Source organism: Brevundimonas sp., assembly GCF_030682035.1.
Classification (GTDB): domain Bacteria; phylum Pseudomonadota; class Alphaproteobacteria; order Caulobacterales; family Caulobacteraceae; genus Brevundimonas.
Genome location: NZ_JAUXQZ010000044.1, coordinates 24,521 through 46,640 on the forward strand (window position 1 = coordinate 24,521; position 22,120 = coordinate 46,640).

At 69.6% G+C, this 22,120-nt stretch carries 23 protein-coding genes; 9 read left to right on the plus strand and 14 right to left on the minus strand.

Features of this window, described 5'->3' with window-relative positions:
• Positions 1-3: 3 nt before the first annotated feature.
• The 4 genes from Q8K49_RS11570 to Q8K49_RS11585 all read right to left on the minus strand — a co-directional run bounded on the left by Q8K49_RS11570 (position 4) and on the right by Q8K49_RS11585 (position 3,584).
• A complete protein-coding gene (locus Q8K49_RS11570) occupies positions 4-1,482 on the minus strand; it encodes a DUF2793 domain-containing protein (RefSeq protein WP_305306233.1) in 1,479 nt (492 codons plus the stop codon).
• Positions 1,483-1,764: 282 nt separating this feature from the next.
• Positions 1,765-2,493 carry an anti-sigma factor domain-containing protein gene (locus Q8K49_RS11575; protein ID WP_305306234.1) on the minus strand — a complete coding sequence of 243 codons (729 nt, stop codon included), beginning with the start codon at positions 2,491-2,493 and terminating at the stop codon, positions 1,765-1,767.
• Positions 2,490-3,050, minus strand: coding sequence for a sigma-70 family RNA polymerase sigma factor (locus tag Q8K49_RS11580; RefSeq protein WP_305306235.1), 561 nt, complete (start codon positions 3,048-3,050; stop codon positions 2,490-2,492). The genes Q8K49_RS11575 and Q8K49_RS11580 overlap by 4 nt, the downstream gene beginning before the upstream one ends.
• Positions 3,051-3,110: 60 nt before the next feature.
• Positions 3,111-3,584 (minus strand): DUF4112 domain-containing protein, encoded by a 474-nt coding sequence (locus tag Q8K49_RS11585; RefSeq protein ID WP_305306236.1) that lies wholly within the window; start codon positions 3,582-3,584, stop codon positions 3,111-3,113.
• A gap of 114 nt (positions 3,585-3,698) precedes the next feature.
• On the opposite strand from Q8K49_RS11585, the gene Q8K49_RS11590 reads away from it, so the two are divergent.
• Positions 3,699-4,601 carry an endonuclease/exonuclease/phosphatase family protein gene (locus tag Q8K49_RS11590; RefSeq protein WP_305306237.1) on the plus strand — a complete coding sequence of 301 codons (903 nt, stop codon included), beginning with the start codon at positions 3,699-3,701 and terminating at the stop codon, positions 4,599-4,601.
• Positions 4,602-4,635: 34 nt separating this feature from the next.
• Here the strand turns inward: Q8K49_RS11590 and Q8K49_RS11595 are convergent, their stop codons facing one another.
• The 6 genes from Q8K49_RS11595 to Q8K49_RS11620 are packed head-to-tail and all read right to left on the minus strand — an operon-like array spanning position 4,636 to position 9,526.
• Positions 4,636-5,865, minus strand: coding sequence for a CCA tRNA nucleotidyltransferase (locus Q8K49_RS11595; protein ID WP_305306238.1), 1,230 nt, complete (start codon positions 5,863-5,865; stop codon positions 4,636-4,638).
• Entirely contained in the window at positions 5,862-6,524 is a 663-nt protein-coding gene (locus Q8K49_RS11600; protein ID WP_305306239.1) for a CoA pyrophosphatase, read from the minus strand. The genes Q8K49_RS11595 and Q8K49_RS11600 overlap by 4 nt, the downstream gene beginning before the upstream one ends.
• Positions 6,521-7,102 carry a DUF1285 domain-containing protein gene (locus Q8K49_RS11605; protein ID WP_305306240.1) on the minus strand — a complete coding sequence of 194 codons (582 nt, stop codon included), beginning with the start codon at positions 7,100-7,102 and terminating at the stop codon, positions 6,521-6,523. The genes Q8K49_RS11600 and Q8K49_RS11605 overlap by 4 nt, the downstream gene beginning before the upstream one ends.
• Before the next feature lie 51 nt (positions 7,103-7,153).
• Complete coding sequence (locus tag Q8K49_RS11610; RefSeq protein WP_305306241.1) at positions 7,154-7,630, minus strand: GNAT family N-acetyltransferase; 477 nt, start codon at positions 7,628-7,630, stop codon at positions 7,154-7,156.
• 34 nt (positions 7,631-7,664) lie between these two features.
• Positions 7,665-8,438 (minus strand): enoyl-CoA hydratase, encoded by a 774-nt coding sequence (locus Q8K49_RS11615; protein ID WP_305306242.1) that lies wholly within the window; start codon positions 8,436-8,438, stop codon positions 7,665-7,667.
• Positions 8,435-9,526, minus strand: coding sequence for an MBL fold metallo-hydrolase (locus Q8K49_RS11620; RefSeq protein WP_305306243.1), 1,092 nt, complete (start codon positions 9,524-9,526; stop codon positions 8,435-8,437). The genes Q8K49_RS11615 and Q8K49_RS11620 overlap by 4 nt, the downstream gene beginning before the upstream one ends.
• Before the next feature lie 137 nt (positions 9,527-9,663).
• Here Q8K49_RS11620 and Q8K49_RS11625 point away from each other — a divergent pair, with 137 nt between their 5' ends.
• From Q8K49_RS11625 to Q8K49_RS11655, 7 genes are all read left to right on the plus strand, one after another.
• On the plus strand, positions 9,664-10,620 hold the full coding sequence (locus tag Q8K49_RS11625; RefSeq protein ID WP_305306244.1) for a hypothetical protein: 957 nt from the start codon (positions 9,664-9,666) through the stop codon (positions 10,618-10,620).
• 130 nt (positions 10,621-10,750) lie between these two features.
• Complete coding sequence (locus Q8K49_RS11630) at positions 10,751-11,710, plus strand: hypothetical protein (RefSeq protein WP_305306245.1); 960 nt, start codon at positions 10,751-10,753, stop codon at positions 11,708-11,710.
• 106 nt (positions 11,711-11,816) lie between these two features.
• The gene (xth, locus tag Q8K49_RS11635; protein WP_305306246.1) at positions 11,817-12,614 is read left to right on the plus strand and encodes an exodeoxyribonuclease III; all 798 of its coding nucleotides are present in this window, start codon (positions 11,817-11,819) and stop codon (positions 12,612-12,614) included.
• Positions 12,615-12,617: 3 nt separating this feature from the next.
• Positions 12,618-13,133 carry a hypothetical protein gene (locus Q8K49_RS11640; RefSeq protein WP_305306247.1) on the plus strand — a complete coding sequence of 172 codons (516 nt, stop codon included), beginning with the start codon at positions 12,618-12,620 and terminating at the stop codon, positions 13,131-13,133.
• Between the two features lie 86 nt (positions 13,134-13,219).
• Complete coding sequence (locus tag Q8K49_RS11645) at positions 13,220-14,125, plus strand: cobalamin biosynthesis protein CbiG (protein WP_305306248.1); 906 nt, start codon at positions 13,220-13,222, stop codon at positions 14,123-14,125.
• Positions 14,126-14,227: 102 nt separating this feature from the next.
• The gene (locus tag Q8K49_RS11650; protein WP_305306249.1) at positions 14,228-14,473 is read left to right on the plus strand and encodes a hypothetical protein; all 246 of its coding nucleotides are present in this window, start codon (positions 14,228-14,230) and stop codon (positions 14,471-14,473) included.
• Positions 14,474-14,558: 85 nt separating this feature from the next.
• A complete protein-coding gene (locus Q8K49_RS11655) occupies positions 14,559-15,554 on the plus strand; it encodes a glycerophosphodiester phosphodiesterase family protein (protein WP_305306250.1) in 996 nt (331 codons plus the stop codon).
• 443 nt (positions 15,555-15,997) lie between these two features.
• Here Q8K49_RS11655 and glyS read toward each other — a convergent pair whose 3' ends face one another.
• On the minus strand, positions 15,998-18,334 hold the full coding sequence (gene glyS, locus Q8K49_RS11660; RefSeq protein WP_305306251.1) for a glycine--tRNA ligase subunit beta: 2,337 nt from the start codon (positions 18,332-18,334) through the stop codon (positions 15,998-16,000).
• On the minus strand, positions 18,334-19,221 hold the full coding sequence (locus Q8K49_RS11665) for a glycine--tRNA ligase subunit alpha (RefSeq protein WP_305306252.1): 888 nt from the start codon (positions 19,219-19,221) through the stop codon (positions 18,334-18,336). Before Q8K49_RS11665 ends, glyS begins: the two co-directional genes overlap by 1 nt.
• A gap of 115 nt (positions 19,222-19,336) precedes the next feature.
• Between Q8K49_RS11665 and Q8K49_RS11670 the strand changes: the two genes are divergently transcribed.
• Entirely contained in the window at positions 19,337-20,074 is a 738-nt protein-coding gene (locus Q8K49_RS11670) for a polysaccharide deacetylase family protein (protein WP_305306253.1), read from the plus strand.
• A gap of 199 nt (positions 20,075-20,273) precedes the next feature.
• Here the strand turns inward: Q8K49_RS11670 and Q8K49_RS11675 are convergent, their stop codons facing one another.
• Both Q8K49_RS11675 and Q8K49_RS11680 read right to left on the minus strand, forming a co-directional pair.
• A complete protein-coding gene (locus Q8K49_RS11675) occupies positions 20,274-21,197 on the minus strand; it encodes a hypothetical protein (RefSeq protein WP_305306254.1) in 924 nt (307 codons plus the stop codon).
• 53 nt (positions 21,198-21,250) lie between these two features.
• Positions 21,251-22,117, minus strand: a complete 867-nt coding sequence (locus tag Q8K49_RS11680; protein WP_305306255.1) for a 4-(cytidine 5'-diphospho)-2-C-methyl-D-erythritol kinase — start codon at positions 22,115-22,117, stop codon at positions 21,251-21,253.
• Between the last annotated feature and the right edge of the window lie 3 nt (positions 22,118-22,120).

Genomic DNA, 22,120 nt, shown 5'->3' on the forward strand with positions numbered 1-22,120 from the left:
GGCTCATCCGACCGCCGTCAGCCGGACGACGCCCGGTCCCCCGGCGCCGCCGACGCCGCCCACCGAGACCCCCGCCCCGCCGCCACCGCCACCGCCGCCAACCGAGCCGCCCGAAGCGCCCGCATGGCCCGACCCGGAGGTCGCCGCGCCGCCGCCTCCCCCGCCGCCGCCTGCCCAATACAGCGTGGGCTGGGGAGCCGCCGTCCCCGGCGATCCCGCTGCGCCCAATCCACCCGCCCCGCCCAGAGCCTTGACCGCCAAGGCGCCGCCGTCCCCGCCGGCTCCGCCCACCCGCGCGACGCCCGCACCATCCAGTCCGCCGCCCGCTCCGCCGCCGCCCGGTGCATCCGGCCGGTCAAGGCTCCGGCCCGCCGCACCACCAGTCGTGACGCTGGACGCACCGCCGGCGTTGGAGCGAGGCGCGCCCTCGCCCGCCGACCCTCCCTCGCCGTCAGTGCTGCCGCCCAGCCCGCCGCCACCGCCACCACTCGCGACAAGCAGGGTGGTCCCGCCCATGGACACGGCGCCGCCGCTCCCGTCCGAACCCGCCGCAGTGTTGCCGCCAAGGCCACCGATCCCAACGACGACATCAAGCGTTCCGCCCAGCAGTTCGGCGGGCCACTGCCCCCGGCTGATCCCGCCCGCCCCACCCCCGCCTCCGCCGAAGCGCGAGCCCGAAGCGCCGAAGCTTCCGGCTCCACCTCCGCCTCCGCCGCCCACCATCACGGCCTCGACGCTGCGGGCCCAGGTCGGCACGGCATAGCTTCCATCGGCGGTGAAGGTGGTCACAGTTCGCCGGCCGGCACCCTGCGCAAACGTCGTCCGACCCGTGGCGCGATCGACGGCGAAGGCGTCGTGCCAACTCGCACCGTCGGCGCTGACCTTGAGTCTGAGGTCGTCATCGCCGACCAGCCCCAGCTCCGCACGACCGCTCCAACCGCTTTGGAACAGCAGCGACAGCACGTCGCCGGGGGCCTCCTTGTTCAAGGTCAGCCGCAGATCGCCCGTGCCTCCGGCCCACGCCTCCAGCGCCGTCCACAGGGCCGAGTTCAGCCGCGCGGCGAACGGATTGGCCCCGTCCGCCGTGGTCCCGACCCCCAGCCGGGTCAGCGCCTGCGCCACACCCAGCCGCGCGCCCAGCGGAGCCCAGTCGCCGCCATGCCGCACGACGACCGCGTCGGCATCCTCCACCAGGGCGATCAGACCATCGCCGGTCTCAACGACCGCCCAGCCGCCGCCCTCCGCCCGCATCAGCGTGCCAACCGGGCGCGAGCTCCAGTCGATGCCCGTCGCGCCGGCCGGCATTATCCAGAGGCTGCCGTCGACCGGCGCGGCGGGTTGGGCCGTGGTCGTGCGGCTGACCACGACGGTCTGGACCAGGGCGTCCAGCCGGGTCAGGGCCTCGTTCAAGGTGACGTGCTTCTGCATCTGCCCGGCCGCCAGATATGGCAGGGCCAGCCGCGCGCTGTGATCGTCGCTCATGGAAATCTCCGAAATCATGTCGGAGATCAGTCTGACGGGGCGGCTTCCTCAGGTGGGCTGATGACGCTGTAGGCGACACAAAATGCCGCAACATCAACGGTCTGGCGCGCCGGAATATGCTGGCAATCGGTGAAAAGGTAGCGGGGAGACCGTAGTTGGAAGGGCTGAACGACCTCCCCGCCGACGGGCCCGCAGGCTGTCAGGACCAAGCGGCCCGCTTGCGCGGCGCCGCGATCGTACCCGTCAGGACAGCTACGGTGGCGGTTTGACGGCGGATGCAGACTACAGCCGCTGGAACGCACCCTGGGCGACGACCGGGCCGTCCGGCTTGTTCGGGGCTGGTGTATGTCCGGGAGCTTCCATCGAGACCGCGACCGCGCTGGCCGTTCCGGCCGGGTTGAACAGGGCCTGACCCAGATGATGCCGCGAGGTGGCTGAACCGTCGATGGCGCCGACCAGCTGGACCCCGCCCTCGGGCATGACCAGCCACAGGTGCGGCACCCGCGTGTCGCCTGCCATCTCTGTCGTGGGCGCCAGGTAGAGTTCCCCCGTGCCGGCGTCATAGGCCAGCGTCATCGCCGCCGCACCGTTCTCCAGCGTCAAGGTCGCGACCCGGATGACCGCGGGCGGCGGAGCCGGCGCGGCGATCGGCACGGGCGCCGGCTGGGCCAGGAGCACGACCACCGCCGCCAGACTGGCCGCCAGCAGGCCTGTCGAGCCGACGGCCCAACGGCGCCAGAAGACGACGCTGTTGTCATTGGCGGCGGCCGGCGGCGTCAGCGCCGCCTCGACACTCGGCCAGACCCAGGGCGAGGGTTCGACCGACACGATCCCGTCGGCCAGACCGCCGAGCCGCTCGTTCCAGTCGCCTACATGGGCGGCGAAGGCGGGGTCAGCGGCCTCACGGGCGCGGGCGGCGGCCTCGTCTTCCGGCGAGAGGATGCGCAGGGCCAGTTCCCCGGCGAGAGCCAGGTCCTCATCCATGCCGCCGATGTTGGTGGGATCGGTCATGATTCGAGACACATTCTCAGCCGCATCAATCCGCGCCGGATCCAGCTCTTCATTGTGCCCAGCGGCACATTCTCGCGCGCCGCCAGGGCGTCATAGGTCACCCCCTCGATAAAGGCGGTGCGGATGGCGCCCCCGGTCTTTTCATCCAGCTGGCCGAGGCAATCGTTGAGGCGGCGCACATCGTCGCCGGTCTCCAGCGCCTGGGCCGGCGACGGGGCGTCGTCGGCGATAACGGTGGCGGCTTCGTCGATCGGCGTCGATTTGCGCATGGACGCGCTTGACCTCAGCCGGTCGATCGCCCGGTTGCGGGCGATGGTCACCAGCCAGGTAATGGGGCTCGCACGGGACGCATCAAAACTCCCGGCCTTCCTCCATACGGTCAGATAGGTGTCCTGCAAAACGTCCTCGGCGAGCTGTCGGTCAGCCAAGATACGCAGGGTCACGCCCAATAGCTTCGCCGAGGTCGCATCATAGACGCGGCGGAAGGCGGCGCGGTCCCCTTCGCCCGCGCGGCCGAGCGCCTGGGCCAGTTCGTCTCGGGTCAGGATCGCGCTCATTCAGAGGTCCGGCAAAGCATGGATTGAATTGGCGGCGGCGGCGGGAGTTCGTCAAGCCATTCAGTCATGCAGATAGACGATCCGCCGCAGCTTCGGATTGCGGCGCATGTCGGCGACATGGCCCTCGTGAGCGCCCGAGGCCCGCGCTTCGCGCTCATTGTCCTCGACCCAGTGAGTGCTCTCGATGTCTTTCTGCAGCGCCTTGGCCGCCATCAGGTGGCCCGGGAACAGCATGTCGACGACATCCGGCGCGAACGGGATCACCTCGCCCACGACCGTGGCCGTGCTGTCCAGACCCAGATAGCCGGCCATCCGCAACAGCGTGCCCGGAGCGGCATTCGCCTTTGCCGCCTGTGCCAGCAGCCACCCGGCGGCCCCGACGCTGTAGACCGTGCCCACCACCGGTATCCAGGTCAGCAGGCCGTCCAAGCCGATACCGAAAGGGCCAATGCCCAGCGCCCGGTCGGACAGCTTCTTGACGCCCTCGACATTGGACCAGATCTTCTCGATATCCGCGACGGACCGTCTGGCCATGTCTGCCCTCCTCAAGCGAGACCGTAACGCGCGATGACGAACCCCGTTCACCCGGAAAGGCAAGGATCCTTCGCAAAAGGACTTGCTTGGGTCGTCCGGCTCGCACTGGCGGGCTTGATCGCGCCGCCGACGGTCGTGGCGCTGGTGGCGATCACCGGGATACGGAACCAGTACGCCGACCTGATGGCCCAGTTCACGGCCCCCTCCCTGTTCGCCACCGTGGGGCTGGGCCTATTGCTCGTGCTTGTCAGACGGTGGCGGTGGGCCGCCGCGGCCCTCGTGCCGGCGGCCTTGCTGCTGATCGCCGTGTCTCCCCAATGGTTTCCGACGGCCTCACGCCCCGAGGCCGGCGCCGCCACGATCCGGATCTATTCCGCCAATCTCTGGGTCCGGAACCGCGATCTGGACGCCATAGCCGGGTCCATCCATCAGGCCGACGCCGATGTGGTCATGCTGATCGAGCTGGGCGACGCCATCGCGCCCCATCTGGATGCGCTGGTCGGCGCCTATCCCTATCGGATTGCAAGCCCGCGGATGGATCGCCCGAACGGCGCGGTCCGGTCGGTGATCGCCTCGCGCTACCCGCTCGCCGCGCTCCCGCGCCCGGCCGGGGTGGAGGCGGTCGGGGCAAGGGCGGCGACACCGCTCGGCGCGCTGAATCTCGTCAGCATCCATTTTACCCGACCGTGGCCCTTTGAGGAATCGTGGGGCCAGATCAGCCAGACGATGGCCTTGGACGAGATGCTTGAGGGATTGAGCGGCCCGGTCGTGGTCGCCGGCGATTTCAACAGCGTCTCCAGCGCCCGCATCGGCAAACAGGTCCGGCGCGAAATCGGCCTTCGGCCCGCGCCGGGCTTTCCCGGGACGTGGCCCAGCGACCTGCCGTCAGCCCTCGGGATTACCATTGACCAGGTCTACGCCTCTCCGGACCTCGCCTTCACCAGCCGCCGCCTCGGCCTCCCGACCGGCTCGGACCATCGCCCGGTGGTGACCGAAATCACTCGCGCGACCGACTGAAATCTGAGCCTTGTCGGACGAAGTCCGACAAGGCTCAGATTTCAGTCCAGAATCGGGGACTGACCAAGGCCGCCAGCCGTTCGGCGTGGCCGTCCGACGGAAAGTCGTCAGCGATCCAGCCGTCCTCGAACGCCTTCAGCAGCCGACCCGTCTCCGGCCCCGGTTCGACGCCCAGCCGCGCCAGTTCTCGCCCGCCCACGGGCATCGGCGGACGTTTCCAGCCCTCGGCCAAGGCCAGCAGGCGGCGCGCGCGGGCGTCATCCGCGGGGCTTTCCGCCCACCGCCGGTGCAAGGCGTCAGCGACGGCGCGGACCCCGTGGCGATAGACGGCGGCCCGGACCTCGGCGTCGCTCATCGCCGGGCTGACATCGGGTCCGGCGCGGGCCGCCGCGGCCAGGCGGTCGCGTGTTGAATTGGGAAACCGAAGCCGGCTCGACGCATCTCTCACAAGCCGCTCGTCGATCGGGAAAAGCGTCATCAGTCGCACCACCGGGTCGAGGCTCAGCTCCACGGCGGCGTTGAACAGCGTCCCTGTCGAAGCCTCTGGCAGGATCTGCGCCAGCACCCCCGCCTCGGCCATGGCCGCCATGGCGACGCGCGGGTCCGGCGCGGCCAGCAGGGTCATAAGCTCCTTCGACACCCGTTCGGCCGACAGTCGCGTCATGCCCGGCGCCAGCGCACCGCAAGCGCTCAGCGCGGCCGCATCGGGATCGCCGACGCCGTACCGGGCGAAAAAGCGGAAGAAGCGCAGAATGCGCAGATAGTCCTCGCGGATGCGCGTCCCAGGGTCGCCGACGAAGACGATCCTGCCCGCCGCCGCATCGGCCACGCCCTCGCCCGTCGGGTCGAACACCCGCCCCTCGCCGTCGGCATAGAGGGCGTTGAGGCGAAAATCCCGGCGCGCCGCGTCCTCGGCCCAGTCGTCGGTGAAGGCCACGGTGGCGTTGCGACCATCCGTCGAGACGTCGCGGCGCAGGGTGGTGATCTCGAACGGCTGGCGCTCCGACACCGCCGTCACCGTCCCGTGGGCGAGGCCCGTCGGCACAGCCTTCAGCCCGGCGGCTCGGATAGCGCAGTCGGTCTCTTCGGGCTTCAGCGTGGTGGCGATGTCGATATCGGCGACCGGCGCCCCGATCAGGGCGTTGCGCACGCAGCCGCCGACGAAGCGGGCGCAGCCGGGGCCGCCCGCCGCCTCCAGCGCCGCCATCACCGCCCGGGTGGCCGGGGCCGTCAGCCAGGGCTGGTCGTCGAGCCTGACGGTCACGCTGCATCCTCCGCAGCCGCTTGGCCGGGCGCGGCTTCCTCGCCGTATAGCCGCGTCCGCAGCGCCCGCACGATCCCCGCCGTGACGCCCCAGATATAACGCTGCTCGTGCGTGATGGCCCAGTACCAGCGGCGCGGCTGGCCCTCACGGTCATACGAGTCCCGGCGATGGTTGGCGGGATCCATCAGATAGTCCCACGGCACGTCGAACACCTCCGCCACCTCGTCCAGCGCCGCCTGCGTCGCCGGTCGCGTCCTCAGCCAGCCGACCACCGGCGTCACCAGAAAACCGGTGCCGGTCTCATAGGCGTCGCCGACCCCCAACACCTCGACCAGTGTCGGGTCCAGCGCCACCTCCTCGAAGGCCTCGCGCAGGGCGGCCTCGACGGCGGTCTCGCCGGGGTCCAGCCGCCCGCCGGGAAAGGCGATCTGACCGGTGTGGCTGGCCAGGCTGTCGGACCGACGTGTCATCAGCACCGTCGCCCCGTCCGGCCCCGCGATCACAGGGATCAGCACGGCGGCGGGCCGCAGCGTCCGCACGGGTCGCTCGGCCTCCGGATTAAGGTCGAAGTCCGACCGCGCGGGACCACGACCCGCCGTCCAGCTGACCGCCGGCTCCAGATGCCCGATCAGACGCTCGCGCAGCGTGGCCAGGCTCATTCCACGCCCGCCCCGACAGGACCGAGCGCGAAGGCGACGCCGCCAGACCGCACCGTCAGTCGCCCGTCCTCGACGCCCGCCATCTCGACCAGTTCATAGAAGACGGCCCGCGCGATCCGCGCCCACAGGTCGGCGCGGACATGCACCGACGGTGACGGCTCGCCGGTCTCCGGATCAGTCTCGACGCAAATGGGATGCTCCAGCCCGGCCTCGGTCTCGTCCCCGACATCGGTGGTGAAGACCAGCGATTCGCCGCGCCGCTCCACGGCGACGGCGCGGAACGGCAGGTCCTCGACCCGGATCGACAGTTTCTCGCCCGGCGTGACCAGCACATAACCGCCGTCATCCTTGCGCAACACCGTCGAGAACAGCCGTACCAGCTCGGCCCGGCCGATCGGCGAGCCCTCGTGCATCCACAGGCCGTCGCGGCGAATGACGATGTCGATCTCGCCGCAATGCGCCGGATGCCACAGATGCACGGGCGGCAGCCCACGACCCCCCTTGCCGGAATTGGGCGCCTGCTTCGCCGCCGCCGCGACGCCCGCCAGTCCGGTCTTGCTGTCCGCGAATTCAGCCATGGCCAAGACTTAGGCCGCGTCGGGCGGATCGGAAAGGCGTCGACCGCCGCCTCAGCCCGGCAGCACCACGCCCGCCGCCTCGCCCTCGCCCCGCCACAGCACCCGCTGCTGGTCGACCGGCCCCGACAGCCGCACATCCGGCGCCGACCGAAAGCCGAACCGGCCGAAATAGGGAAGATCGCCGACCAGCAGGATGCCGGCGTCCCCGGCGTGGTCGATACAGGCCTGCACCAGGTCTCCGCCCAGTCCCGCCCGGCGGCTGGAGCCCGAAACCGCGATGGGGCCGAGAAACAACGCCGGTTCGCCGCCGATGCTGATGGCCCACAAGCGCACCGAGCCTATGATCTGTTCGTCCTCGCGGGCCACAAAGCCGGCCGCAATGCGCGCCTGCTCCCTCAGCCGTTCCGCCGTCTTGGCGAATCGTCCGGGACCGAAGGCGGCCAGCACCAGGGCCTCGACCGCCGCCCCGTCGGCGGGGGCCTCGATCTCGATGCGCAGGGGCGCGGGTCTGGCGGGGGTGTCGAACATGAGGGCGCGCAACTAGGGCCGGCGCGCCCGCGAATCAACCGGCCTTGGAAAAATCGGGCGCGCGCTTCTGGCTGAAGGCCATGAAGGCCTCCATCGCCTCGGGGCTCGACATCTGGCTGCCGAAAGCCTCGCCCTCGCGTTGCATCAGCGCCCACAGACGTTCGGCGTCGCGCATCAGCCGCTTGGTCTTGCGGATGGAGTTGGGCGCCCGCGCGGCCAGTTTGGCGGCCAGATCGGCGGCGACGGCCTCGACCTGATCCGCCGGCACAGCCCGATTGGCCAAGCCCCAGGCCACGGCGGTCCGACCATCGATGGGCTCACCGAGGGCGAACAGCTCAAACGCCCGCTGATGACCCAGCACCGCCGGCAGCAGCATCGACGACGCGGCCTCCGGGGCCAAGGCCAGGTTGATGAACGGGACCGACAGCAGAGCGTCCTCGGCCACCACCACCATGTCGCAATGCAGCAGCAGGGTCAGGCCGATGCCCACCGCCCGGCCGCGCACCGCCGCCACCGCCGGCTTGTCCAGATCGGCCAGAGCCTTGAGGAAACGGAACACCGACATGTCCAGCGGCTGCTGTCCTTGCGAGCCAAGGGCGATGAAGTCGGCGATGTCGTTGCCCGCCGAAAAGCTGTCGCCCTGGCCCGTGAACACCAGCACCCGCACCGCGTCGTCCGTCCGCGCCCGCTCGGTCGCCTCGGCCAGCACGGCGTACATCGCCTGGGTGATGGCGTTCTTCTTCTCCGGCCGGGCCAGGGTGACGGTCAGGACGCCGCCCGTCAGTTCGGTCTGAATGTGGTCGGTCACGCCGCCTCTCCCCGTTTGATGATCGTCCACCAGTCCACGCCGTCCGCATCACGGACCCGGCTGACCCGGCCCCGATGCAGCAGATAGTTCAGATGCGCGATGGCTTCACCCGTAGCCATGCCGCGTACGCCGTCCCCGACCGCCCGCGCAAACAGGGCGCCGAACACATCGACCGCCCGCTTCGGCGTCTTCAACGTCTTCTCCAGCCGCTTCAGCGACACCTCATGGCCACGGATCAGGGCGTCCAGACGCGTGTGCACGCCATGGAACGGCTCGCCATGCGAGGGAAGGATCAGGCCGTCGTGGGGCAGGACGCCCTTCATCCGCTCCAGCGAGTCCAGCCAGTCGCCCAGCGGGTCCGCGTCGGGCTCGGTCGGCCAGACCGACACGTTCGACGATATCCGCGGCAGGATCTGGTCCCCGCCCAACACCACCCCATCGGCCTCGCGCCAGAGGCAGGCGTGTTCGGGACTGTGCCCCTCGCCCACCACCACGCGCCAGTCCTGACCGCCGAGGCTCAACCGGTCGCCCTCCCGCATCCGCACATAGCCGCTCGGCATGGCGGAGACGGCCCGGCCGAACTGGCCGTATTCGCGGCGGTAGGTCTCGACCTGATCGGCGTCCCAGCCCGCGGCGCGATAGTAGTCAGCCCCGGATTCCGGCGCCGGTTGTCCCGTATCCGCCAGCAGCATCCGCGCGGTCACATATTCCACCCGCGTCATCACCAGCGGCGCGCCCGTCCGCTCGCACAGCCAGCCGGCCAGGCCGATGTGGTCCGGGTGCATATGGGTGCAGATCACCCGCGTCACCGGCCGCCCGCCCAGCGGCCCCGTCAGCAGGGCGGCCCAGCGGTCGCGCGAATCCGGGATGTTCAGCCCGGTGTCGACCAGGGCCCAGCCGTCGCCGTCCTCGACCGCATAGACATTGATGTGATTGAGCGCGATCGGCATGGACAGCCGCATCCACAGCACGCCCGGGGCGACCTTGACCGCCTCGCCGAAGCCGGGCGGAACCGGATGTGGATAGGTCAGGCCGCGCCCGTCGCGCGTCGCCTGATTCATATCCGCCGGGGCAGCGCCGTCCGCCAAGTCCGTCTCCAATTGAAACCCATCCCGTAGATACGCCGAAGGGGGCCGTCGCGTCCAGACGCGGACACCGGTTTGCCTTGACCGCGCCACGGACGCCGGTCAAACGCGATGGCAGTTCAAAAAAGCAGGTGTTCTCCGTGTCCCTGATCAAGCTTCTCGTCGCCGCCCTGGCCCTGCTGTCCGCCCAGCCCGCTCTGGCCCAGGACTACCCGGGCGGACAGAGCGCCTCTGACCGCGCCTCGAACCCCGGCAGCGAAAGGGGCCCGTCAAACCTTGCCCGCGACGCCCATCGCGATCGCCGTCAGCGTCAGGAAGCCCCCGCCGCCGCCCCGACCCCGGAAGACGTCAGGACCACCGCCCAGGCCCAGGCCGTCGCCGCCGGCCTGTCCTGCCAGGTCACTGAGGCCTCCAACCCCGGCGTCACCGCCGAGCAGACGCCGATCTACGAAGCGGCCTGCGCGGACGGACCCGGCTATATCCTGATCGCTTCCACCCCGCCGCAGGCCTTCAACTGCCTGGAGTTGGCCGGCACCGCGGCGACCGCGCGCCTGCGCGATCCGGCCGCCGACGTGGGCCAGCAGTGCCTCCTGCCGGCCAACCAGAACGGCCTTGCCATCATCGGCGGCTGGGCCCGCGGCGCGGGTGTGGCTTGCGCGATCGACGAGGCCGTCGCCATCGGCAAGAGCGACGCTGACAATATCGTCTATGAGATCGGCTGCGCCGGTGCGGACGGCTATTGGCTCGAGCAGATTGCCGACGGCTGGGACCTCAAGGACTGTCTGCGGGTCGCCTCGACCGGTGGGGCCTGTCGCTTCACCACGGCGCAAGAGCAGGCGGACGGTTTCGAGGCCCGGCTGGTCGGCACCGACGCCGCCGCCTGCGACGTCACGGGCGTCCGCCTGATGGGCCAGAACGCCAACGGCCGGTTCTACGAAGCCAAATGCGCGGCCGAGGGCCAGGGCTTCATCGCCCGCGTCAACGCCGAGGGCGCGACCCAGCAGATCTATCCTTGCGCCACCGCCCAGCGCATCGGCGGCGGCTGCACCCTGACCCAGGTCGCCGCCCCGCCGGTCGTTCCCGGTACGGAACCCTAGAGTCTTCGGGCGACGGAGTATGCTCATCAGGGCCTGATCCGCCATACGGGCGGCTGAAGACACCCGCCGCCTTGGCCTCAACGCATCCTGCGCGTATCAATGCTTCATACATGCAGTTCAGGTGCTCAAAATGACCCTTCTCAGACTTGTCGCTGTCGCTGCAGCGGCGCTCATCGCGTCCACTTTCGCCGGCGATCAGGCCCAGGCGCAGACGCAGACGCCCGGCTCGCAACGGCAGGACACGGATCGGCGCTCGACGATGGATCGGGATCGTATGGAGAGAGACCTCACACCGGCCGAACGGCGGGCCAGGGATCGCCGCGGCCGTCAGCCTTCGCCCGAACAGGTCACCCAGTCGGCCCAGGCCGCAGCCACGGCGGCGGGCCTCACCTGCCAGGTGAGCGAATCCGCCCTGCTCGGCACGACCAATGACAACGATGATCTCTATGAAGTCGCCTGCGCCGGCGGCGGAGGCTACATCCTGACCACGGCCTCGCCGCCGCAGTCCTTCGAATGCCTGGTGCTGGCCGCCCAGGCCGACCGCATCCGCGCGGAAGGCGGCGAAGTGGCCGCCAACTCCACCTGCAACCTGCCCGGCAACCAGAGCGCCGCCGCGACCATCGCCGCCTTCGCCGTCGAAGCCGGCGTGTCGTGTCAGGTCGACGCCGGCAAGGCCCTCGGGGCGACGCCGGAAGGCAATCTCGTCTACGAGGTCGGCTGCGCCGGCGTGGACGGCTTTCACATCGAGAGGACGGCCCAGGGTTGGAAAGCCACGGACTGCCTACAGATTATGGCCACCAGCCTGACCTGCGAGTTCACCACGGTTGCGGAACAGGTCGCCGGCTACAAGACGCTGCTGGTCGGCACCGCCATTGACGACTGCGACCCCGCACGGATCCACCTCCTGGCCCAGAACGACACCGGCCGCTTCATCGAGGTCAAATGTGTCTCGGGAGAAGGCTACGTCACCCGGGTCAAGGACGATGCGGTCGGTCAGGTGTACCCCTGCGCCCTGGCCGTGCGCATCGGCGGCGGATGCACGATGACGCCCGTCCCGGCTCCGGACGCGGCCCCGCCCAGCGATCAGTAGTCCTCGGGCTGGATTGAACAGGAACGCCCCGGGGTTCGCTCCGGGGCGTTTTCGTTTGGGCGATCCCCGCTTCACAGACCGCCCCGATGCGCCGTAAGCATGGTCCATGCGCATCGCCACTTGGAACGTGAACTCCGTCAACGCCCGCCTGCCGACGGTGCTGGCATGGCTCGAAGCGGCCCAGCCCGACGTGGTCGGCTTCCAGGAGATCAAATGCCTGGATGAAAAATTCCCCCGCGAAGCCTTTGAGTCGCTCGGCTACAATGTCGAGACCAACGGCCAGAAGACCTACAACGGCGTCGCCCTGCTCTCGAAATATCCCCTCAGCGACGTGCGGCGCGGCCTGCCCGGCGTCGACGCTTCGGGCTTCGAGGCCGGGTTCGAACAGGCCCGCTATATCGAGGCCGTGATCGAATGCCCGCGCCCCGTGCGCGTGGGCTGCCTCTACCTGCCCAACGGCAATCCGATCGGCACGCCCAAATTCGACTACAAGCTGGCCTGGATGGACCGGCTTCAGGCCCACGCCCGCGACTTGCTGCTGCAGGAAGAGGCCTTCACCCTGTGTGGCGACTACAACGTCATCCCCACGCCTGACGACGCCAGGAACCCTGCCGCCTGGGTCACGGACGCCCTGTTCCAGCCCGAGAGCCGCGCCGCCTTCGGCGCCCTGAACAATCTCGGCCTGTCCGAGGCCGGGGCGCTGGGCAAACAGCCGCCCGGAACCTTCACCTTCTGGGACTATCAGGCCGGGGCCTGGCAGCGCGACCACGGCATCCGCATCGACTTCCACCTCCTGTCGCCCCAGGCCGCCGACCGCTTCGTCGGGATCGAGACCCATCGCGACGCCCGTGATATGGACAAGCCCTCCGACCACGTCCCCGTCGTCGTCGAACTGGAGGACTAGGCCGTGGCCGATGTGCTCAGGGTCATACTGCTTGTGGCCCTGGCGGCGGCGGCCCTGACCACGGGCGCCCTGGTTCTGGCATGGTGGATGGAGCCCGTCCGCCGCATGCGCCGGGCCCTGCTGAAGTCGCTCGGCGTCACGCCCGAGGCCGAGGCCCTGTCGCCGGCCGAGGGCCGCGCCGCCGGCCTCGACTTCGACGGCGCCCAGGTCGCCGTCCTGTGGAATCGCGGCGGCTCGGGTCTGGTCTACGCCTTCGAGGAGATCGAGGGCGGAGAGATCATCGTCGACGGCCATGTCGTCGCTCGCGTTCGCCGTGGCGAGGCCCGCAAGGCGCTCGATCTGCTGGCCCCCGACGCCGAACAGGTGGTGCTGCGGCTGATGTTCGCCGACGCCCGTCACCCGGAGTTCGAACTGGCGCTCTGGGACGCCACCCTGCCGGTCCAGACTGGCTCGCCGGGCGAGGCCCTTCGCCTGGGGCGACGCTGGCTCTCGCATCTTGAGGCTCTGCTGAGGGGCTGAACGGAATCGGACCCACGCCCTTCCTCCCCCGCTCCCGGACAGCTAGAACCGCCCATCCCCGTGACCGAGTTCCCCGAGGAGCCCCCGTGGCCCGCCTGTTCGACGCCTACATCATCGCTGACTGGACCGCCGCCGAGGGCAAGAAGCTCGGTGATACGTCCCTGTGGCTCGGGGTGGCAAAACGCGACGTGCGTTTCCGCCTCTATACCGAGACCCACAACGTCGCGACGCGGGCCGAGGGCGAGGCCCTGCTGGCCTCCCTGCTGGCCGAGCACCGCAAGCGTGGCGACCGGGTGCTGGTCGGTTTCGACTTCAATTTCGGCTTCCCCGCCGGTACCGCCGAACGGCTGAAGCTGACCGGAACGCCGTGGTCGGCGATGTGGAAATTCCTTGCCGCCAACGTCGTCGACAAGCCCGACAACACCAACAACCGCTATCAGGTCGCCGCCAAGATCAACCGGCTCATGACGGACAGCCCGTGGCCCATGTGGGGCGCTCCCGCCAATCAGGCCCAGCGCTGGCTGACCACGACCAAACCCCCCGCGGGTTCCGGCGCCGACATCCCCGAATACCGCGCGACCCAGGACGCGGTCCGCAAGGGCCGGCTCCAGCCCAAGTCGGTCTGGCAGATGCACGGCGCGGGCGCGGTCGGCGGCCAGACCCTCGTCGGCGTCCCGGCCGTGCGCCGCTTGCTGGAAAAGCTCGGCCCCTCGGGCGCCGTCTGGCCCTTCGGCACCGGCTGGCGCGCGCTGGACGCCGCCGATGTCGAGCCGCTGTCGGCCCTGGTGGTCGAGGTCTATCCCTCGATGTTCGACGCCAAACCCAGTGAGGGCGAGTTCAAGGACCAGGCCCAGGTGCGGGTGACCGCCGAGCATTTCGCCAAACTCGACGAGACTGGCGCCCTGTCCACCGCCTTCGCCCCGCCGAAGGGCGCGGGCGAGGCTCTGATCGCCAGGGTCGAGCAAGAAGAGGGCTGGATTCTGGGAGCGTAACCCTAACACGAAAGTTGTCGCCCTTTCAGGTTGACAATCTCTCGCCTAAGGAGAACTTGCGCCTCACCTCACATCCGTGAGGCGAACAAGGGAGGTCTCACCATGAAACTACCACGCATCCTCGTTCTCGGAGCGCTCGTCGCATCCATCGCCAGCGCGGCGTCTGCGCAGACCATTCACCACTGGGGACCGCAGCCGTTCGGCTATCAATACACCCACTACATCAACGGTCAGCTGGCCTCGATCAACTATATGGGTTGCAACGGCACCGAGACCTGGGACGGCTACAACGGCTACCCCGACCTGACCTACGGCGACACCTACGACTACGTTGAGTGGGAATGCTGATCACGGCCTGACCCGGGGGGACGGGGCCGTCGGCGCCGTCCTTCTCCGTCACCGCCGCGTCATTGCTCTGCTCTATCTCCGGCCCATGTTCCGGCTCATCCTGCTGACAGTCGCCATCCTCACCACGAGCCCCGCGCTGTCCCAGACGCACCAGCCCCTGATCATCGCCCACCGCGGCGCTTCGGGCGAGCGGCCCGAACACACCCGCGTGGCGTACGAGCGAGCGATCAAACAAGGCGCCGATTTCATCGAGCCCGACCTGGTGATGTCCCGCGACGGCGTTCTGGTCGTGCGTCACGAGAACGAGATCGGCGGCACGACGGACGTAGCGGCGCACCCCGAATTCTCCGCCCGACGCGTGACCAAGACCGTCGACGGCGAGCTCGTCACCGGCTGGTTCACCGAGGATTTCACCCTCGCCGAGCTGAAGACCCTGCGGGCCCGCGAACGCCTGCCCGACCTCCGCCCCGCCAACACCGCCTTCGATGGCCGGGACCCGATCCTGACCTTCGAGGAGGTGCTCGACATCGCCGCCGTCGCGGGCGTCGGCGTGGCGCCCGAGCTCAAACACCCGTCGTATTTCACCGCCCTCGACCTGCCGATGGAGGACGTCTTCGTCGCCACGCTGGAACGCCGCGGCCTGACCGGTGCTGACGCTCCGGTCCTGATCCAGTGTTTCGAGGTCGGACCCCTGCAACGCCTCCGCGCCCGCATCGCCACACCCCTGCTGCAACTGGTCGCCGCGTCCGGCGGCCCATTCGACCGCCCGGACCTCCGCTACGCCGCCATGACCACGCCTCGGGGCCTCGCCGACATCGCGACCTACGCCGACTGGATCGGCGTCGACACGGCCCTGATCGAACCGGCCCCCGGCGCCCCGACCGCCCTGATCGCCGAGGCCCACGCCGCCGGCCTCGGGGTCGCCGCCTGGACCTTCCGCGCCGAGAACGCCTTTCTGCCCGAGGCCGATCGCATCGGCGACGACCCGACCGCGCACGGCCGGTTGCGCGAGCGGCTGGCGCGGTTCGCAAGGTCCGGGCTGGATGCCGCCTTCATGGACCAGCCTGCTCTGGGGCGTTGAAGCGTCCTTCCCGCCCCCGATCCTCCGTCCCCTTCTGACCCCCAAAGCGCCCTTCTCGCCCCGCCCCGAGATTTTTCTTCTCAGTGCTCGTTCCGGCCCGCGTAAAATAGACCCCGTCGGCCCCCGGACCGCCGCCGGTCTTTGACAATCCACCCACCCGCGACCGCCCCAGGCGCGGTGAACCCACAGGCCAGCTGCGCCTTGCCCACGCCCGCACAGGGTCGGGAAGACAGCTTTTCGCGATTTTTCGGGGGAAGAGCTGAACCCTCTCCCAGCGGGAGAGGGAGACCGCGCACGGCGGCCGCAGGCCGTCGTCCTTGCGTGGTCGGGTGAGGGGTTACGGTGGCAGCCGGTTCACACCGGACCCCCTCACCCTTTCGCGCAAGAACGATCGCTGCGCGCTCGTGCGCTCAAGCCCTCTCCCCATGGGAGAGGGTTCGGAACTACCCCGCGATCATCCCGAAGTCCGCCACCCGGCCCATGACCGCGCGCACCTGGCCCAGCAGTTTCAGCCGGTTGTCGCGTTCCTCGGCCACCTCGGAGTTGACCATCACCTCGTCGAAAAAGGCGTCCACCGGCGCCCGCAACCGCGCCAGCGCCGTCATGGCGGCGGCGAAATCCTCGGTCTCCAGCGCCGCGTCCACGGCGGTCGCGGCGGCGGCGGCGGCGAAAGCCAAAGCGGTCTCGGCCTCGGGCTGGTCCGCCAGGCCGGTCTCGACCATGCCGGTCGGCACGGCCCCCTTCTTCTCCTCGGCCTTGAGGACGTTGGACGCCCGCTTGTACCCGGCCAGCAGATTGGCCCCGTCGTCCGTAGCGAGGAAGGCGTCCAGCGCCTCCACCCGCCGCACGATGCGGACGAGGTCGTCATCACCCAGCGCGAAGACGGCGTCGACCAGATCGTGGCGCTTACCCTGATCGCGGAGCAGGACCTTCAGGCGGTCGGCGAAGAAGGCGAGAAGCTCCCCGGCCAGCGCCCCCTTGTCCAGCATGCGGGTATTGGCGCTCGTCGGCGAAAGCTCCAAAGCCCAGATCGACGCACCAATAGCGTCCTCCAGAGGCAGCCGGATGCCGCCGCCCAGAATGGCCCTGATCACGCCAAGCGCCGCGCGTCGCAGCGCGAAAGGATCTTTTGATCCGGTGGGCTTTTCATCAATCCAGAAGAAGCCGACCAGAGTGTCCAGCTTGTCCGCCAGCGCCAGCGCCACCGTCAGCGGCGCGGTCGGCACGGAGTCCGCAGGCCCCTGCGGCTTGTAGTGATCGCGCACCGCATCGGCGATGGCGTCACCATAGCCCTCCCCCTCGACGGGGGAGGGTTGGGTGGGGGTGGAGGCAGGCTGCCGGTCGGGGGGCGCGGATGGGCTGGGGCGGTCGGACGACGACGCCTCACGCGCCAGGTCCTGACGCGGCGCGCCCTCACCCCCATCCCCAACCCTTCCCCCGTCGAGGGGGAAGGGAGTCGATGAGCCCTTCTGAAGGAGCGCGCGGGCGTAGTAGCCGCCCATGACGCCCTGAAGTTCGGGGAACTCTCCGACCATGGCGCTCGCCAAATCAGCCTTCGCCAACCGTGCGGCGGCCTCTGCCTCGTCCGGGTCAGCCCCGACCAGCGGCGCGATCTCTCGGGCCAGCGCCGCGATCCGCTCCACCCGTTCGGCCATCGTCCCCAGCCTGGCATGGAAGGTCACGCCTTCCAGCTTCTTCGACCAGACGTCGAAGCCGGTCTTCAGGTCCTCGTCCCAGAAGAAGCGGGCGTCATCCAGACGGGCCGACAGCACGCGGCTGTTGCCGGCGGCCAAGGCCTTGCCGCCGTCGGTCGCCTCGACATTGGCCACGACCACGAAATGCGGGGCGATCTGCGGCGTGGAGAAGCCCCCCTCCCCGCCTTCAGCGGCACTCCCCCCGGCGGGGGGAGATTGGCGCACCGCAAAGTATTTCTGGTGCACCTTCATCGACAGCCGGACCACCTCGGGCGGCAGGCTGAGGAAGGCCGGGTCCATGTCGCCCAGGATCGGCGTCGGCCATTCGGCCAAGCCGGCGACCTCGTCCAGCAGGCCGTCGTCATCGACAAGGGCGAGGCCCCGGGCGGCGCAGACCTTCCGCGCGCCCTCCAAAATCCGCAGCTTGCGGTCGGCCACGTCCAGGATGACGTGGTTCGCCTCCAGCTGGCGGCGATAGTCGGCGAAGTCGCGGATCTTCAGCGGCCGGCCGGTGCCCATGAAGCGATGGCCCTCGGTGGCGTCGCCGGTCTCGATCCCCTGAACGCGCCCGCCGATGTCAGGCGAACCATCGGCCACCGTGAACGGCACGACCTTGCCGTCGAACAGGCACAGGATCCGCTTCAGCGGCCGCACCCAGCGAAGCGTTCCCGAGCCCCAGCGCATCGACTTGGGCCACGGGAAGCCCCGCACGATCTGGTCGACCATGTCCGGGATCAGGGCGGCGGTGGACTGGCCCTGACTGCTGATGACGGCGAAGAACACGCCGTCGCGCTCGACCAGCTGGTCCTTCGTCAGGCCGGTCTTCCTCAAGAAGCCCTCCAGCGCCTGTTCCGGCGCATTGGCCCGCGGGCCCTTGACCTCTTCCTCGCGGTCCGGCGTCGCCGCCGGCAGCCCCTCGACCACCAGCGTCAGGCGCCGCGGCCCCGCGAAGGTGGTCAGCGCCTCATAGGTCAGCCCCGCGGCCTTCAGCCGCTCCGCCGCCATCCGCTCCAGATCACGCGCCGCCCCGCCCTGCATGCGGGCGGGGATTTCTTCGGAAAACAGTTCGACAAGGAGTTGGGGCATTACGCGCGCCCCCTTTCCTGCTCGACCCATTCGGTGGCGCAGGCCTTACACAGATCGCGGATGCGGCCGATGTAGCTCTGGCGTTCGGCGACGGCGATGGCCCCGCGGGCGTCCATCAGATTGAACAGGTGGCTGGCCTTCAGCACCTGGTCATAGGCCGGCAGCACCAGGGCCTGATCCTGCGGCCCCTTCATTTCCAGAAAGCGTCCGACCTCGGCCACCATATCCTCGAACCGACGTTTCAGCCCATCGACGTCATAGCCGTGGAAGTTTGCCTCACTCTGCTGGCGCTCGTTCTCCAGGAAGACCTCGCCATAGGTCAGGCCCTCCTTGGTGAATTTCAGATCATAGACGTTGTCGACGCCCTGGACGTACATGGCCAGACGCTCCAGCCCGTAGGTCAGTTCGCCCGAGACCACGTCGACCTCGATGCCGCCCACGCCCTGGAAATAGGTGAACTGCGTCACCTCCATCCCGTCGCACCAGACCTCCCAGCCCAGGCCCCAGGCCCCGACCGTAGGGTTCTCCCAGTCGTCCTCGACGAAGCGGATGTCGTGCAGTTTCGGATCGATCCCGATCGCCTTCAGCGAGCCCAGATAGAGGGCCTGCAGGTCGTCGGGGTTCGGCTTCAGGATCACCTGATATTGGTAATAATGCTGGAGCCGGTTCGGGTTTTCGCCGTAACGGCCATCGCCGGGCCGCCGCGACGGCTGGACATAGGCGGCCTTCCACGGGCGCGGGCCCAGCGCGCGCAGCACCGTCGCCGGGTGCAGCGTCCCCGCCCCGACCTCGATGTCATAGGGCTGCAGGATCGCGCAGCCTTGATCGCCCCAGTATTTGTGGAGCGTCAGGATCAGGTCCTGGAAGGCGAGCGGTTCGGTGGTCACGTCAGGCTTTTTCGTCCGGGAAGAAGGCGGCGGACCCTAGACGGGCGGCCCTTGGCGGGCAAGGCGAAGGCCCGCCATACGCTTCCTTAAGCGCCGCCGCGCTATGACCGCAGCCATGAAGCAGATCGACCAGATGCGCCGGCGGGCCGCGCGCTATCTCGACATCGAGGCGGTGACGATCGCGCCGGCGCGCGGCGTCTTCTCGCTGAGCTTCGACGACATCCCCGCCAGCGCCTGGACCGAGGCCGGACAGATCCTCGCCCAGCATGGCGTCAAGGCCACCTACTATGTCTGCGGGGGCCTCGTAGGCGGCGTGAACATGGACCGCGACCAGTTCGAGGTTTCGCACCTCCAGGCCCTGCACGCCGCAGGCCACGAGGTCGGATGCCACACCTTCGGCCACACCAGCGCCTTGCGCATGGACGCGGAGGCCCTGCGGCTCAGCCTCGACGCCAACGCCGCCTGGGTGGCGGAACGGCTGGCCGGCTATCGCATGACCACCTTCGCCTGGCCTTTCGGCGATGCGACCCTGTCGGCCAAGCGGGTGGTTCGCGAGCGGTTCGCCATGGCCCGCGGCGTGCGCGACGGCGTCAACGCCGGGCGCGAGGACCGGGCGCTGATCAAGAGCATCGGCCTCGAGAGCCGCCGGTTGCCCGGCTACGACCTCGAAGGCCTGATGGCGGAAGCGGCGGCGTCGAAGGGCTGGCTGACGGCCTATGGGCACGATGTGAGCGATCGGCCCACGGATTACGGCTGCACGCCGAATGATCTCGACCGGGTGTTGCGGCTGGCGAAGGCGGCGGGGCTGGAGGTGCTGCCCATTGGGGCGGCGTGGGGCGCGGTCTCCCACTAACCGCTATCGTCATTCCGGGCGAAGCGTAGCGGAGACCCGGAACCCAGCGGCACGCGAGAGCGCGAACCTGTCGGGAGCACAGGCCTTCCTGTCGCGCTTTCCAACCCTGGTGTTTCGCCGCCGTCGCGGCGCCGCTGGGTTCCGGATCTGCGGCTCGCGAGGGCGAGCCTCCGCCCGGAATGATGATAGCGTAAAGAGCTTAGGCCGCTTCGCTCAACATCGCAGCCTTGCGCCCGTCCGCCCATTTGATCAGGGCGGCGCGGGGGAAGGCGACGATCCACGAACGGGCCGTGTATTCGCCCGCCTCGATCAGAGCGGCGCGGGTTGGCGAGCTGGTGGCGGCGCGCCGGGTGTGAATCTCGCCCGGACCCTGATGCACCATGAAGGCGCCGTGCTTCAGCAGGTTGAGCCGCAAGTATCCGAGGCGCGGGCTGATCTGCTCCAGCGGCGGATCGTAGAACCAGCTCGAACCCAGCATGCCCGCCATCTCCGGGCGGCGCTTGCAGATCTCGGCGGCGGTGGCCCAGGCGCGGTCCCAACCGGCCTCGTTGAAATCGGACAGTTCGCGGCTCTCGGTATGGACCTCCAGCCACGGCTTCCAGGCCTGGGCGGCAGCGTATGCCGGGATCACTGACCAGCCCCAGCCCTCGCGGGCGTGACGCAGCACCTGGCCCGGCCCCATCGGCGAAGACAGGTCGATCATCTGGGTGCGGGCGCCGGGCACGCTGAGCACCAGCGAGATGCGCACGTCCTTGGCCCAGAAGTCGCGGTCATAGGGGTCGGCGGCGGCGGTCAGGAAGTCGGCGAGCCGCTGGATCCATTCAGGGTACAGCTCGAGAACCGCAGGAGGCATATCAGCAGCTGGAACCCGGGCCGGCATTTCCAGCGCCCACAGCGCAACGAGGGCGCGGCGGTGGTCGTCGGTCAGGGCGGCGCCGAAAGCCTCGGTCAGGGCCTCCTCCGCGCGACGGCCCGGCTGGTCGAAATCCCAGTGCGGGGCCGAGGCGGCGGCCGAGGCGGCGGCGGCGTCCTTGAGAGCGTGAAGCCGGGCGCGGTCATCGACCGGGACCTTGTTCAGTATGGCTTCGAACGCGGCGATCTGGACGGGCGAGAGCGTTTCCATCCCGCCAGTCTGCCAGACACGGGTTTGCCGACGGTTAAGGCCCTGATCGTCGGCTACCGGAGGACGGTGGGTTGGACCCACCAGTCGGGATGAAGCGCCGCCAAGGCCTGTCCGGCGGCCTCGGCGGCGGCCGTCGTGTCGAACAGGGCGAAGACTGTAGCGCCGGAGCCCGACATCCGGGTCAGGCGCGCGCCGGGCAGAGCCGCTGTCACCGCAAGGGCCTTTTCGATGGCCGGGGCGAGGGCCACAGCGGGCGGCTGGAGGTCGTTCCGCTGAACGGACAGCCAGGCGGTGACGGAAGCCACACCCCAGACCGATGGAGGCGGGGGCCGATCCGCTCGCCCTGAAGAACCGTCGTCGAAAGCGCGATAGACGGCGCCGGTCGAAGACGGAACGCCGGGATTGACCAGCAGGGCCGGCAGCGGCGGCAGGTGGGTCTCGAAGGTCAGGATCTCACCCCGCCCCTCGGCCCAGGCGGCGCGGGTGTGCAGGCACAGGGGGCCGTCGGCGCCGAGGCCGGCGGCGATGTCCGCCAGCGCCACGTCGTCAAACGGCAGGCCCAAACCGTCCCGCGCCAGCTTCAGCACGGCGCCGGCGTCAGACGAACCGCCGCCCAGACCCGCGGCGACAGGCAGTTGCTTGTCGAGGGTGATCCGGAGCCCCGGTTCGCCGATCCCGGCCGCAGCGCCCAGAGCGCGGGCCGCCCGCAGCACCAGATTATCGCCCTCAGCGTCGAGCGCGCCGGCGAATGGTCCGGTGACGACCAGCGACAGACGATCGGCCGGCTCGATCGTCAGGCGGTCGCCGACGTCGGCGAAGGCGACCAGACTGGCCAAGGGGTGGTAGCCGTCCGCCTCAAGCGGTCCGACGTGCAGGAACAGGTTGACCTTGGCGGGCGCGAGCCGGGCGATCGCGGCCATGGC

What these genes read in the sequence shown, in the direction of transcription:
- Q8K49_RS11570 (WP_305306233.1), bottom strand. Translation starts at nt 1,482, where the DNA reads ATGAGCGACGATCACAGCGCGCGGCTGGCCCTGCCATATCTGGCGGCC.
- Q8K49_RS11575 (WP_305306234.1), bottom strand. Translation starts at nt 2,493, where the DNA reads ATGACCGATCCCACCAACATCGGCGGCATGGATGAGGACCTGGCTCTC.
- Q8K49_RS11580 (WP_305306235.1), bottom strand. Translation starts at nt 3,050, where the DNA reads ATGAGCGCGATCCTGACCCGAGACGAACTGGCCCAGGCGCTCGGCCGC.
- Q8K49_RS11585 (WP_305306236.1), bottom strand. Translation starts at nt 3,584, where the DNA reads ATGGCCAGACGGTCCGTCGCGGATATCGAGAAGATCTGGTCCAATGTC.
- Q8K49_RS11600 (WP_305306239.1), bottom strand. Translation starts at nt 6,524, where the DNA reads ATGAGCCTGGCCACGCTGCGCGAGCGTCTGATCGGGCATCTGGAGCCG.
- Q8K49_RS11605 (WP_305306240.1), bottom strand. Translation starts at nt 7,102, where the DNA reads ATGGCTGAATTCGCGGACAGCAAGACCGGACTGGCGGGCGTCGCGGCG.
- Q8K49_RS11610 (WP_305306241.1), bottom strand. Translation starts at nt 7,630, where the DNA reads ATGTTCGACACCCCCGCCAGACCCGCGCCCCTGCGCATCGAGATCGAG.
- Q8K49_RS11630 (WP_305306245.1), top strand. Translation starts at nt 10,751, where the DNA reads ATGACCCTTCTCAGACTTGTCGCTGTCGCTGCAGCGGCGCTCATCGCG.
- xth (WP_305306246.1), top strand. Translation starts at nt 11,817, where the DNA reads ATGCGCATCGCCACTTGGAACGTGAACTCCGTCAACGCCCGCCTGCCG.
- Q8K49_RS11650 (WP_305306249.1), top strand. Translation starts at nt 14,228, where the DNA reads ATGAAACTACCACGCATCCTCGTTCTCGGAGCGCTCGTCGCATCCATC.
- Q8K49_RS11655 (WP_305306250.1), top strand. Translation starts at nt 14,559, where the DNA reads ATGTTCCGGCTCATCCTGCTGACAGTCGCCATCCTCACCACGAGCCCC.
- glyS (WP_305306251.1), bottom strand. Translation starts at nt 18,334, where the DNA reads ATGCCCCAACTCCTTGTCGAACTGTTTTCCGAAGAAATCCCCGCCCGC.
- Q8K49_RS11670 (WP_305306253.1), top strand. Translation starts at nt 19,337, where the DNA reads ATGAAGCAGATCGACCAGATGCGCCGGCGGGCCGCGCGCTATCTCGAC.
- Q8K49_RS11675 (WP_305306254.1), bottom strand. Translation starts at nt 21,197, where the DNA reads ATGGAAACGCTCTCGCCCGTCCAGATCGCCGCGTTCGAAGCCATACTG.
- Q8K49_RS11680 (WP_305306255.1), bottom strand. Translation starts at nt 22,117, where the DNA reads ATGGCCGCGATCGCCCGGCTCGCGCCCGCCAAGGTCAACCTGTTCCTG.